At 46.9% G+C, this 12,754-nt stretch carries 9 protein-coding genes; 5 read left to right on the forward strand and 4 right to left on the reverse strand.

Annotation, left to right across the window (positions count from 1 at the left end):
* Positions 1-16: 16 nt before the first annotated feature.
* A complete protein-coding gene (asnB, locus tag ACLBLI_RS09545; RefSeq protein ID WP_414830845.1) occupies positions 17-2,026 on the forward strand; it encodes an asparagine synthase (glutamine-hydrolyzing) in 2,010 nt (669 codons plus the stop codon).
* Between the two features lie 56 nt (positions 2,027-2,082).
* Here asnB and ACLBLI_RS09550 read toward each other — a convergent pair whose 3' ends face one another.
* Together ACLBLI_RS09550 and ACLBLI_RS09555 are read right to left on the reverse strand one after the other, a co-directional pair.
* Entirely contained in the window at positions 2,083-3,453 is a 1,371-nt protein-coding gene (locus ACLBLI_RS09550; RefSeq protein WP_414830846.1) for an MBL fold metallo-hydrolase, read from the reverse strand.
* Between the two features lie 183 nt (positions 3,454-3,636).
* Complete coding sequence (locus tag ACLBLI_RS09555; protein ID WP_414830847.1) at positions 3,637-4,743, reverse strand: mechanosensitive ion channel family protein; 1,107 nt, start codon at positions 4,741-4,743, stop codon at positions 3,637-3,639.
* A 182-nt stretch (positions 4,744-4,925) separates the two neighbouring features.
* On the opposite strand from ACLBLI_RS09555, the gene ACLBLI_RS09560 reads away from it, so the two are divergent.
* The gene (locus ACLBLI_RS09560; protein WP_414830848.1) at positions 4,926-5,288 is read left to right on the forward strand and encodes a diacylglycerol kinase; all 363 of its coding nucleotides are present in this window, start codon (positions 4,926-4,928) and stop codon (positions 5,286-5,288) included.
* Between the two features lie 108 nt (positions 5,289-5,396).
* Here the strand turns inward: ACLBLI_RS09560 and ACLBLI_RS09565 are convergent, their stop codons facing one another.
* Entirely contained in the window at positions 5,397-7,418 is a 2,022-nt protein-coding gene (locus tag ACLBLI_RS09565) for a TonB-dependent receptor (RefSeq protein ID WP_414830947.1), read from the reverse strand.
* Positions 7,419-7,540: 122 nt separating this feature from the next.
* On the reverse strand, positions 7,541-7,897 hold the full coding sequence (locus ACLBLI_RS09570; protein ID WP_414830849.1) for a hypothetical protein: 357 nt from the start codon (positions 7,895-7,897) through the stop codon (positions 7,541-7,543).
* Between the two features lie 385 nt (positions 7,898-8,282).
* Here ACLBLI_RS09570 and ACLBLI_RS09575 point away from each other — a divergent pair, with 385 nt between their 5' ends.
* The 3 genes from ACLBLI_RS09575 (at position 8,283) to ACLBLI_RS09585 (ending at position 12,745) form a co-directional block, all read left to right on the forward strand.
* Positions 8,283-9,785 (forward strand): DUF3360 family protein, encoded by a 1,503-nt coding sequence (locus ACLBLI_RS09575; RefSeq protein ID WP_414830850.1) that lies wholly within the window; start codon positions 8,283-8,285, stop codon positions 9,783-9,785.
* A 308-nt stretch (positions 9,786-10,093) separates the two neighbouring features.
* A complete protein-coding gene (locus ACLBLI_RS09580) occupies positions 10,094-11,614 on the forward strand; it encodes a phage tail sheath family protein (protein ID WP_414830851.1) in 1,521 nt (506 codons plus the stop codon).
* Between the two features lie 498 nt (positions 11,615-12,112).
* Complete coding sequence (locus ACLBLI_RS09585) at positions 12,113-12,745, forward strand: PEP-CTERM sorting domain-containing protein (protein WP_414830852.1); 633 nt, start codon at positions 12,113-12,115, stop codon at positions 12,743-12,745.
* Positions 12,746-12,754: the final 9 nt, after the last annotated feature.

The raw sequence follows: 12,754 nt of genomic DNA on the forward strand, positions 1-12,754 counted from the left end.
AAGGAGAAGTGAATAAATGTGTGGAATTGCAGGGGTATTTGCCTCAACACCGTCTCAGGCCATTGATTCACAAACACTGGTTAATATGGCTGCCATCATGAATCACCGTGGTCCCGACAGTTACGGATATTGTAATCCTGCTGACATGGGGATCGGGATGAGTCACGCCCGCCTGTCTATTATCGATCTTGATGAAAACCGTGGCAGACAACCATTCTGGCTGGATGGCGGTCAGACCATGTGTGTCCACAATGGCGAATTTTACGACTATCAGCGTATCCGTACCGACCTGATTGCTGCTGGCGTCGACTTTACCAGTAAGAGCGATTCAGAAGTCTTGCCAACCTTGTTCAGAAAATTTGGCATGAACGATACGCTAACCCGGTTGCGTGGCGAGTTTGCTTTCTCTTTGTACGATGAAATGGAAGATACACTGTATCTGGTGCGTGACCGTTTCGGGATTAAACCGCTGTACTGGACACAAACTGATGATGCCATTATCTATGGTTCTGAAGTGAAAGTGGTGCTGGCTCACCCTGATGTTAAGCCGGAACTGGATTCTGAAGGATTGTTTCACCAGCTGATCCAGGTCATGGTGCCAGGCACAACGGCATTCAAAGGGATCCAGCAGGTTGAGCCTGGTCATATGCTTAAGATCACGCGAAAAGAGGGCGAATTTCATATAGAAACCCACAAATACTGGGATATGGACTTCCCGCTGATCGGTACCCGCGAAGAGCACACCGATGACTATTACATTGAAGGCGTTCGTCGTGAATTAATTGATGCGGTTCAGGTTCGTCTGAATGCTGATGTTCCGGTGGGATGCTATTTGTCTGGCGGCATAGACTCATGCTCTATTCTTGGTCTGGCGTCGGGTATCGAACAGGCGCCGTTGAAGGCATTTACTATCAGTTTCGATAATGCGGATTACGATGAATCTGAGATCGCCACGGAAATGGCCCAATCGGTTGATGCTGATCAGGAGATTCTGAAGCTGAACGCGGATTTGCTATATAACAATTTTGCGCGCACCATCTGGCATACCGAGCGCACCATATACAATACGCTGGCTGTTGCTAAGCTGATGATGAGTCAGCAGGTCAGGCACGTAAACTATAAGGTTGTGCTGACAGGCGAGGGCTCAGATGAACTGTTTGCCGGGTACCCGGCCTTCCGTCAGGATATGTTCCTGCACGGCATGGAAGGCCTGGATGCCAGTCAGGCAACACAATGGCGTGAGTCGCTGGAAACCTCAAATGCGCTGTTTAAAGGGGCCATGCTTCCTAAAGATGAATATGTGTCAGCTGAGCTAAATAACAAAATAGGCTTTACGCCCAGTTGTCTTCAGCCCTGGCTGGGTTGTACCGACCATGCGCGAAAGCTCATCCACAGCGATCACCGAGCGAATATTGAGGGTTATGAGCCCGGCAATGCCATTGCCAATAAGTTGGACGATGCCTTCCTAAGCGAACGGCACCCGTTAGACAAGGCACAGTATGTGTGGATCAAAACCATGCTCGAAGGGCAAATTCTGACCTGGGGTGGCGACAGAGTGGATATGGCGAATTCTATGGAGGCACGTCCCCCATTCCTGGATCATAAACTGGCAGAGTTTGCGGTTACCATTCCGCCTGAAATGCGCATTCGTGGTAGCAAAGAGAAGTACGTTTTGCGTGAAGCGATGAAAGGTGTACTTCCCGAAACACTGTACAAACGTGAAAAGTTTGCGTTTATGGCGCCGCCGGCGCATACCGATGAGAAAAAATGGAAAAAGCTTCGTGGCTTACTTGAAGAGTACGCCAGTCGCGAAAAGGTGGAAAAAGCAGGATTGCTGGATGCGGACTACCTGGAGGCACTGATTGAAAAGCAGGAGTCTCCGGATACTGATAACATCGAAAAAGTGCAGGTAGATGCTATTCTCAACCATGCCTTGGGTGTCATGATACTGCATCATCACTTTATTGAACGTGATATTCCGAAGTACGCTTATGAACAGGCCCAATCATTTAACTGGGTCGTATAGTTGACATTGAGCCCAAAGAAATAGAACAGGCCCCGGTTTATACCGGGGCTTTTTCGTTAGTGCCTGGCCTGCCAGGCCTGCAATGATCCGGTGGATACGTCAACATTGCTGCAACCCAGTAGTTTGAGGTAACTGGCTGCAACAGTTGCGCGTTTACCACTGCCGCACATACAGGTGTAATGTGTATTGCTGTTAAATTTGTTTTTGTATTTTTTCAAATGTCCAAGATAGGTGTGAATAGCGCCACTAAAGGGCGTCAATTCCACTTCATCCCGCTTTCTCACGTCCAGCAGCACCCAGTTTTCCGGAGGGGTTTCCAGTCGGCTTTCAACGGTATCGCTGGTAACTGTATTGATATGCTGCGTCATCGCCTCGGCCTGAGTTAAGGGCGCCGGGAGCTCAGTTATATACCCTTCGATTTGGGTAAACCCCATACGCCACAACTGCTTTGCCGCATTAGTTGCGGTGTCGGCACTATCGGTAACAAGTGCCAGCGGCTCGTCATAATCCAGAAGCCATCCGCCATAGGCACTAACCAGTCCCCCCGGCAGATTTATACTGCCCGGGATATGGTTTTCTCTGAATGACGCATGCTCTCTGACATCCACAATCACGCCTTTACGCGCAGTGGCATCCAGCCACTGCGACTTTTGTTCCTGCTGTACAGGCTGTACTACCAGATCAGAAATCGGGGTGTTACTGCCGGCAACATTCGCGTTTTCCATATGACTAAAATAGGGCGAGACATAGTGGTTTTCGCTCACTTTACGTGTAACAAACGCTGTTTTATCTTCAACTTTGAGCACAGGGTTATTGCGCTTCTCAAAACCTATTGTTGAGAACTCGCGGTCTGCCATTCCCCCTCCACATACAGAGCCCGCGCCATGAGCGGGGTAAATGACCACCTGATCGCCAAGTTGCAGAAGCTTTTGCAGACTGTCATAGAGACTGCCTGCCATGTGTTCCTTTTCGTCTGGATAAAAATCCGTTCTCCCTACGTCATTAACGAACAGCGTATCGCCGGTAAATACACCGATAGCGTCTGTTTTACTTTGATTGGTATCGTAAATCGCCAGACAAATACTGTCTTTTGTATGGCCCGGGGTGGCAATAACTTTGAGTTGCCAACTGCCTATCTCAAAGGTGTCGCCATCATTTACCACAGTTGCATACGCAATTTTTTCATCAGCGTTTTCCCCATGGTAAACCTGCGCCCTGGTTTTATTTTTCAGAGCCAGTGCGCCTGAGATAAAGTCTTCGTTCCGATGGGTTTCAACGATGTGTGTAATGCGGCAATCATTTTGCCTGGCAATTGAAAGGTAAGTGGCAGTGTCTAGTTGCGGATCTATAACACAGGCCTGGCCAGCATTACCGATAACATAAGAAAGGTGGGCGATGCCCGGTGTTTTAATAGTTTCAATAAACATACCTGGTACTCCTTGCAGTTGTGACCACAGTGTTTCAACTGTTATGCCAGAGTTTACATGCCCCTAACTAATTGATTTAACGAAGGTATGTACATTGGGCAGTAAAGTACCCTGTAAACATTAGATACATCGCATATAATATTTTCCTAATATGCGATGTGACTTGACAGCGGAATCGTTTATTCAGGTTGCGGTATCTTGTTGCTTTGCCCGTTGAACCAGTTTCGCCGCGCCCTCCTGATCCAGATTCAGCGCAGTAATCGGGAAGGGGATCACAATACCTTCCTCGTCAAAACGCTTTTTGAGCATTTTCATGAAGGCACTTTTGATAAAAAAACGATTAAAATATTCTTTTGTTCTTAGCATCACGGTCAGATTGATACTGGAATTATCAAAAGTGTGGAACAGCACAAATGGTTCGTAGGTATCCACGCCGTAGTGATGATGCTTTAAAATGTATTCCGCAACTTCAAGGCAAATCGCTTCGACTTTCTCAAGATCTGAATCATAATGCACACCCACTTCAACAGGAACGCTTAATTCTCGTTCGGGATAATAATAGTTAATCAGTTTACTGTTAGATAACTTACTGTTTGGCATGATCACGATGTTATTTGGCAACATGCGGATCCAGGTTGAGCGCCAGCCAATTTTTTCAACAAACCCCTGTTCACCGGAATCCAGCTCAATGTAGTCACCAATGCGTATTGGTTTATCCATAACCAGCTGGATACCGGAAAAAAAGTTTTCCAGGGTTGGTTGCAGTGCAAGCGCTACCGCCAATGAAGTAATCCCCAGTGATGCAATAATAGGGGTGACTGAAATTCCCATAGTGCTGAGGATTATCAGCAACGCTAACGAGGCAAGAATGGCTCTTATTGCACCGGATGCGATACTTGAGGAGTTTTTGACTAATGTTGAACGACTTTGGTAGCGAAGTAACGAATGGGTAGCAAGTCGCTCCATGAAAACAAACAAGGCGACAATGAGCGCCGCTTTTACCAGCATGGTCATCACATCCAGTACTGACGCGCTGGCCAGACTAAACCATTCAAGAAAGTACCGCGACATCCACAGTACAAATGTCAGGATGACGATCGACAACGGGGCATCCAGCGCCAGTACCAACACCCGATAAAAGCTGCCCATTTCACTACTTTGAGAACGGGCCTTTTCGGTCAATCGCACCAGAATGAGGCGCTTTGCGACAAATAGCAGCACAAGCGCTATCAGCAATGATAATGCAGTAATAGTATGCTGTGACTGAAAAAGTGCTTGTAATTCATCCACGTACATTGTTCCACTCTGGGCTATAGTTAAAACATGGCGCACTGTGTCGCGTAGTGATATTTACTGCTGCAATACTTGCACCATTTGACGGGTCACAGTCTGTATTTCACCTAACTGTCATAGTTATTGGCCACACTGGGTGTGTGAACTATGTTGTGACAGTACAGAGATAAGTACCTATTATGGTGAAGAAAAATACCGGTTTTATCCGGATATGGTTTGCCACTCTCTATTCATTGAAGGGATTAAAAGCCGCACTAAAGAGCGAAGCCGCCGTCAGGCAGGAAATGGCGGCCATGTTGATATTGATTCCGCTTTGTTTTGTTCTCGATGTGAGCACTATTGAGCGTGTGCTTCTGATCATGTCGCTGTGTATCGTGCTTATTGCAGAGCTGCTGAATACGGCTGTCGAAGCGCTTTGTGACAGAGTGAGTACCGAAGTTCACATTCTCATCGCCAAAGCCAAAGATATTGGCTCGGCAGCCGTGTTCGTTGCCTTGGTGCAGGCAGTTATCGTTTGGGCGCTCATCCTCTGGAATGATTAGCTCCCTTTAAACTAGCCTGTGGTATGGCGGTTGCTCTCGTAAAGAGAGCGTAGGTAAAGGTATCGTAAGCCTGCGTTTTGGTGGTTATTAGTTACGGAAACTTTAACGTTAATAGCGTACTGATACGGTAAGCCTGGCTGTGCGGGGCTCTACAGGGTGATAGTGTAAGTCCTCGATGCCTTGTTCAGGCTCGCCAGGTAAGCGTGATGCATACAGATAATCAATGTCGTGAGCATCGCTGTCAAAGGCGTTTAGCAGTTCCAGTGAGACAGTCCAGTTGCTAGCATCGTAAGAGACAGATGTATTTATCAGGAACATGGAGGGCGGTTCAACGCTGTCCATACTATCCACGGTTCTTTCGCTCAGGTATCTTGCCCTAACTGTATAGCTAAGGCCTGACTGGTCACTGTTCTGATACCAACTCGCCCCGGCGCTTATTACCACAGGCACCGTGCCATCTATATGATCGCCTTCGCCAGACACATCGTCACTGAACCTGGCGTGAGTCCACGCCGCTTCGATATCGGCATTAATATGGTGGCTGAACCAGTAGTATGCGCTGAACTCAGCACCGTAACGCTCCGATGGTCTGCTTGGCTCAGTGAATCCGGCATCACCTACATAGACAAGTTCGGAGTCAAGTTCGAGATACCACAACGACGCCGAAACATTATATGTTCTGCTATCAGTGACATTCACGCCGGTTTCATATCCTAAAGAGCGAACGAGCAGGGGAGCTGACTCCGCGGCTTCTCCTGTTAGCGGATCCACTGAGATAGTCACGCCGCGTGCATCGTTAGAGTGATAACCTTGTCCTGCACTGACAAAGGCTGTCGCGTAGTCTGACAACGCATATTTAAACGCACCTTTAAGGCTGAATAGGGCGTCGCTTTCACTACCGCTGTTTTGAGAAAGTTGGCTGACAACGTCCACGTTCATGTAGTCGTAACGTCCGCCGATTGTCATGCTCGCCTTTTCGCTAAGCGAAAAATTAGTTTGTGCGTATAAGGCGTACGAGGTGCTGTCAATACTGTCTTCCCGGGTAAGGCCTGTTCTTTCTCTTTGCCTGGTAGGATAAAGTCCTACATTATCAATGTCGTCATGCCGCCATTGGGCGCCCAGCGTATGAGTGGTGTCGCTGTTATTCAGCGAGAAAAGTCTGGATATGTCGCCGCCATATAGGGTTCTGTCATCAGCCTGTTCAAACTGGTCACCGTCAACGGGATCTTCCAGAAAGTAAGTAAAGTTCGAAAACAGCGTTAAATCGGTATCGATAATGTAGGCCGATGCAGTGACAGAGGAAGACTGATAACGCGAAGATAAGCTATAACGCGAGGATTCTCCCCCAACACCAGTATCAATTGATCCTAACCGGCTAATGATACCTTGCTCTACGGCTCTGTCAGGGATCTGATCCGCTCCGTTCCAGCTGTTGTCGTAAGCCATTGCGGTAATAGAAAAGTCACCGCCTGATAACGGGGTGGCATAACGAATAACGGCGTTTTTCTTGTCTATGTCTTCGTTAACATCTGTCCAGGGGCCATCGTATGCCTGATATTCCAGACCGATGAGCCCGGTTCCTTTACCGATATTAGTTTGGTTAACGGTAACAATTCGTTGATATGCATCTTCACCAAGGGTGAAATAGGTCTGGTTGCTGTCCAGCGAATCTTTTAGCGAAAAATGCGCCCCGCCGGCACCAGAGAAGTCTCCAATGGAGGCATAATAAGTGCCTTTAAAGTAGCTTAGGCTGTCTACCGTTTCGGGAATAATAAAATTCAGGTCAGAATAGCCTTGTCCATGTCCGTGGCTGCGCATGTTTACCGGCATACCCTCTACACTGGTGGCAAAATCGGTACCGTGATCAAGATTAAAGCCCCGCAAAAAATACTGGTTCGCTTTGCCCGAACCACTATGTTGGGTCACCATCATGCCAGGGATGAATTCAAGCATTTCGCCTGTACGAAGCATTGGGCGGCTGTTAATGGTGTCGCCGGATACCCAGCCCTGAGAAGCCGACACAAAGGCACCGTCCTCAAAATTATCTTCAGCGGTTATTCTGATGCGTTCAATATCTGATTCCGGATCAGCCGCGAGAACAGTTTGGCTTGTGCACAAAACGGTGGTCATAACCGCGCTGTGGATGGCAATAAGAAATGGGCGCAAGATCTTCTTCCTTAAATAATAAGTTCAAGAAGCCTTACGCCTGACTTTGTGAGGTGGATGCAGGAAACCTGCATTAATTCACTTTATTAGAACGATGCGACCTTTTTACCTTCAGGCAAGCCATCGTTGAGCATCTCAGTTATCGCGCTTGTCGCCAGCTTTAAGTGTGAGGTGTGCACTCTTGTAGATGCTGGCTGATCAAAACTAATAGCGGTAAAAACGATGTCAGCATCACTGGATGTCACTTTTACCAACAGGTGCTCATCTTCATCAGCAAGCGGAACCCGCAGATAAAGTGGTTCATTATGCGTCATAACGTAATCATTTACCTGCTCAACACTGGTGAAAGGGGGCTTTTTCTCAGGTTGCAATTTCCAGTGTGAAGACTGGTCAATGACCTGTGCCAGTGCTTTAGCATGTTGCGCCTCTATTTCATGTGCCATGCGTCCTCCATAATGCGTAATATGTTTTTATTCTTACGGAAAATTGCTGAAAAAGATTTACCAGATGCCGCCAGTAAATTCAGCATCGTTGTTACACCTGTTGATTCCTGTTCCCTGGCGGTCATACCTGTCTAAGACTAATTGCTTATACATTGATGTAAACAAAAGGTAAATGCAGTATTGGTACCAAGAAAACTAAGCGTTAACACCTATAGTACAGACATTAATGCTTTCAGACATCTTGACATCTCAGGCTTAGTAAAAAACAGTTAAATTACCGGTTAAAATGTAAATTTAATGGGAACGAAATAACAAATGAACAACATTTATGGCGATTGATATCGTCTAGGATGTTTCACCTTTCTAACCAGAAGCGTGGAGCATTATGAGCCTCAATATTAATGACAATAAGCGCAAGTCAGCGGACTTGGGTGCCGATGACAGCTATAAAAATAATCATCGCGCCCGTTCAGACTTTACTACACGTGATGAGTACCTAGAACACGAGCTACAGGTCATGTCGCCGCAGCGTTGGCGACCCAACCTTCCTTTTCGGGATTATCGCTTTGAATGGGAGGATACTATTCCGGCAATGGCTGGGACTATTGGCAAAGTGGTCATGGTTGGTGCGATTGCCGCAACCTTTGCGGGGCAGTTAAACTTGGGAGATGCGTTTGTTCTGGAGAATGTTCGCTACGAACTCATTATCGTAGCGTTATTTATTTTGCTATTTTCCGGTTTCATTCTGCCTACAGCGAATCTGGCAGGTACTCACGGGCCACTCATACCGCTCATTCCTATTGTGGTTGCAGCGGGAGGTCACCCCATGGCGTTGGGCCTTCTGATAGGGATCTTTGGGTTATTGCTGGCCATCAGTAAGGGCGGAAGTCTATTAGCAAAGCTCACCAGTAAAGGGGTTTGCGGTGGACTCTTGTTGTACCTGGGGTTTATTGGCACGACATCTCAGGTCAAAAAGCTGTTCGCATGGGCAGAGAGTATCCAGATGACACATATCGCCTTCGTCGTTATCATCTGTACCATTTTGCTATATGCTCTGCTTGAACACTGGAAAAAACGTTGGCTGGCCGTGCCGTTAAGCTGCTTACTTGGAGGAAGCGTTGCATTTTTACTGGGCGCACCTTTTGAGTTTAATACCGCACCGGGCTTGCCGAATATGAATCCTGCATATTGGTGGGGGGAAGATACTGGCTGGATGCTGGGTCTCCCAACGCTGGAAAATTTTGTTGTCGTATTACCTTTCGCCGTGCTGGCGGTGGCTATGTGGTCTCCTGACTTTTTGGGTCACCAGGTGTTTCAGAAAATCAGTTACCCTCCCAGAACACAGAAGGTACAAATGAATATCGATGACACCATGGTGAGTGCGTCAGTTCGCCAAACCGTCGGTTCACTGATGGGGGGCGCCAACTTTACGTCTTCCTGGGGCACCTATATTGTTCCGGCTGCGATTGCCAAACGCCCGATCCCCGCAGGTGCCGTACTTACTGCTTTATTTTGCGTTGTCGCAGGTATATGGGGTTATCCAATGGACCTGGCAATTTGGGAGCCCGTACTTTGTGTGGCGCTAATCGTTGGGGTATTTATTCCGCTGTTAGAGGCCGGAATGGAGATGACCCGCGAGGGTAAGACGACGCAGTCTGCTGCCATCGTCGTGTTTGCCTCATCGTTGGTGAATCCTGCATTTGGCTGGTCTTTGACAATGTTGCTGGATAATCTTGGACTGATTGGGTGTAAAGAGCGCAGCCGTGAGCTGACAAAAATGAGCCGGTGGATTATACCTGGGATCATGTTTGTGGTGCTGACATTTGTCATGGCGGTGGTGGGATTGCTACCCGGTATTCCGGCCCTGGTTGAAGGGTTTCGACAATAGCTACCTATGCCGGGCAAAGTGATGTCCGCGCTATTTACCCATTACTGCATGGCAACGTCTTCGCAGTAATGGGTACTCTCATTGCCAATTAGATAATCATCTTTCTCGTAACGATACCCGGTTACCCACGTCGAGTACCCGACAAGCAGTTACCGGGGTTTCTGCTATGGTTAACTTTCAGATTCATATTTTCGAGTCTGACTCGCCGTTTTAGAGCGTTATTACGGCGGGCGTTCTCTTTGAGATAACGGGCTCCTGTTACTTAAGACACAGAGCTGACATATCACTGACAAACAGAGGCGAAAAGCATGCCTGATTATAAAGTGCCGGGTGTTTATCTTAAAGAAACAACGTTATCGGGGCCTTCAATCTCTCCGGTTGATTGTTCCAACGCTTTTTTCATAGGGTATACAGCCAAAGCGCAATCCTATGAGCAAAACTTGCAGGGTGTACCTACCACGGTTAGTTCAATGGCGGAGTTTGAAAGGTTATTTGGTGGCGAGCCAACGACCATCTTCAATGTGGCCTCATCCCAACCCTACGATGCTGAAGTCTCCTACGGCAATCAGCACCTCACAATACAAAACGCAGCACCTTGTTTTCGCCTGTATCACAGCGTCAGGCTTTATTTTGAGAACGGGGGAAAACAGTGCTACATCCTGTCAGTCGGACTATACGAAAATAATGTATTGTTACTTGAACCCCTCGAATCAGGTATTGCTGAACTTGAGGGTCTTACCGTGCCTGGCTTGTTGCTGATCCCTGATGCTGTGGGGTTAGCCGCAAACGCGTGTTATCAACTGCAAAATCGCATGCTCTCGCACTGTGGAGAGGATACAAGATACCGCTTCGCAATTCTGGATATTCATAATGCCGCTTCCCCTGACAATCATGGTATTGCCGACTTTCGGAATAATCTTAACAATACCAATGTAGGAGGATGCGGCGCTGCCTATTTTCCCTGGTTAAATTCGCTGTCTTATTCCGCTGAACAAATTAACTACACCTGTATAGAGCTGTCAGGTAGAGAAACCCTGGCAAATGCTATCCACCATGAGTTAGGAAAATCCGCCTCCCCGGAAATTACAAAAGCGCTGGGCGTAATGACAGGCGTGTATTCATCAAGCGGTTTTCACGACAAGCGCTTTGTAAAAGCACACAAAGGAAGATATGACACCGTAGATGACACTCATAGCACGCTTAACGCAGGAAGCATGGTGTATCGTATGGTTATGCAGAAGATGATGCTCAACTGCAATGTGATCCCGCCTTGCGGGGCAGTTGCCGGAGTCATTGTCAGAAATGATGTCAAACGGGGTATATGGAAAGCGCCAGCCAATTTGACGCTGGTTGGAGGTCGTCCAACTGTATCGGTGTCCACAGCTCTACAGGAAGATCTAAATAATGATGCTGATGGCAAATCAGTCAATGCAATCAGGACTTTTGAAGGTAAAGGCACCGTGGTGTGGGGTGCCCGCACGTTATTAAGTACTGATCACGAAGTGAAATACATTAACGTGGCAAGAGCGCTGATGTTTGTTGAACAGAGCATCTACTCAGGCATCAGAATGTTGGCAACAGAGGATAATAATGCCCGGTTGTGGTCAATGGTTTCGTCTATAGTCGAGCAATTCCTTTACGGAATGTGGAGAAGCGGTGCTTTTGTAGGAAGCCATCCCGACCAAGCGTATTTCGTCAAGTGCGGGCTGGGTGAGACCATGTCCACTGCGGATGTTAGCGAAGACCGGCTTATTGTGATGGTTGGCGTTGCCCTCCTTAAACCCGCCGAGTTCATCGTGAAAAAACTGCAAATGACTACCGCTTCTTAATCGGCATCGTAACCGAATCAATGAGCTGGAATTCTGTTACAAAGCGTAGAGGGAAGGGCGCCTATTAATGGTATTGATGGGCAGTGAGGTCTTTTGTGTTTGTGAATGCTAAAGCGAAATATCGCGTTCAGCATAACGGGAACAGATGTGTTCAAAGACCCGTGTAATTTCATCAGTTAATTAAATTAACTAACTGAAAAATATGCAGTATTTCATCTTAAATGTGAAATATGTCCGATAAGTAGAGTTTAGTGCCGGAAGCCCTTAATTGATCTCGTTTCAGGTAAAAACACATTCATTCGTTATGTTAATTATTTTTTAAAATAATGTTGATCACAGGTTGTAATTCACATACTCTCAGAATCATCACTTGTAAGCGCTTACAGAATTACAAATGTAAGCGCATACATATGTAGGTGACCGTATTAAACGGTATCGGCTGTATATAAGGTGCTGTTTTTATTTGAAAATTTGTATGAGTTATTGTGGACACTAACTATGAAATTTATAAAAAGCAGTATCTTAGCTGTATTGCTGTTAAGCAATTCCGTCGCAACAGCCGGAATGATCACCAACGGAAACTTCGCCAGCGATTGCACCTTAAACGGTTGGGAGCAGCAGGGCTTCGGCGACATTAATATCAGTGGCTCGCCTGGCAATTGTGCGGTAAACCTTTCTGTAAATGACACTGATTTTGACGCAGAAATTTATCAAAGCGTTATGTTTGAGTCAGGCTTTGATTACCAGTTAACCGTCGACTTTGATACCAGTTTGCTTAGCAACAGCGACTCATTTTTTATCAGTTTACTCAATGACGACTTCGATTTGGTAGACCTGCTAATGCCGGCAGATATCAGTTTTTCTATGCAATCAAATGCATTCACAATAAATACAGATTCACTGCGCGATAATTACAGCAATCAGAACTGGAGCTTGTCGTTCTTATTGTACGATGAATTATACGATGATTTTTCAACCTCAACGGTAGCGATCAGCAACGTGTCGCTAAGTAAGGTGGTTAATGATGTTCCTGCGCCTGCAGGAATGGCGCTGTTTGCGTTGGGTTTTATTGGTTTATTGGCAAGCCGTCGCGATGTGTCCCTATATCGCCATGCTAATCAGATAAGCTAGACGGAGACC

Source organism: Alteromonas sp. H39 (assembly GCF_047556435.1).
In the GTDB taxonomy this organism is placed as follows: domain Bacteria; phylum Pseudomonadota; class Gammaproteobacteria; order Enterobacterales; family Alteromonadaceae; genus Alteromonas.

Coding starts and splice junctions, on each gene's coding strand:
- asnB (WP_414830845.1), top strand. CDS start 17: ATGTGTGGAATTGCAGGGGTATTTGCCTCAACACCGTCTCAGGCCATT.
- ACLBLI_RS09550 (WP_414830846.1), bottom strand. CDS start 3,453: ATGTTTATTGAAACTATTAAAACACCGGGCATCGCCCACCTTTCTTAT.
- ACLBLI_RS09560 (WP_414830848.1), top strand. CDS start 4,926: ATGGTGAAGAAAAATACCGGTTTTATCCGGATATGGTTTGCCACTCTC.
- ACLBLI_RS09565 (WP_414830947.1), bottom strand. CDS start 7,418: ATGACCACCGTTTTGTGCACAAGCCAAACTGTTCTCGCGGCTGATCCG.
- ACLBLI_RS09570 (WP_414830849.1), bottom strand. CDS start 7,897: ATGGCACATGAAATAGAGGCGCAACATGCTAAAGCACTGGCACAGGTC.
- ACLBLI_RS09575 (WP_414830850.1), top strand. CDS start 8,283: ATGAGCCTCAATATTAATGACAATAAGCGCAAGTCAGCGGACTTGGGT.
- ACLBLI_RS09580 (WP_414830851.1), top strand. CDS start 10,094: ATGCCTGATTATAAAGTGCCGGGTGTTTATCTTAAAGAAACAACGTTA.
- ACLBLI_RS09585 (WP_414830852.1), top strand. CDS start 12,113: ATGAAATTTATAAAAAGCAGTATCTTAGCTGTATTGCTGTTAAGCAAT.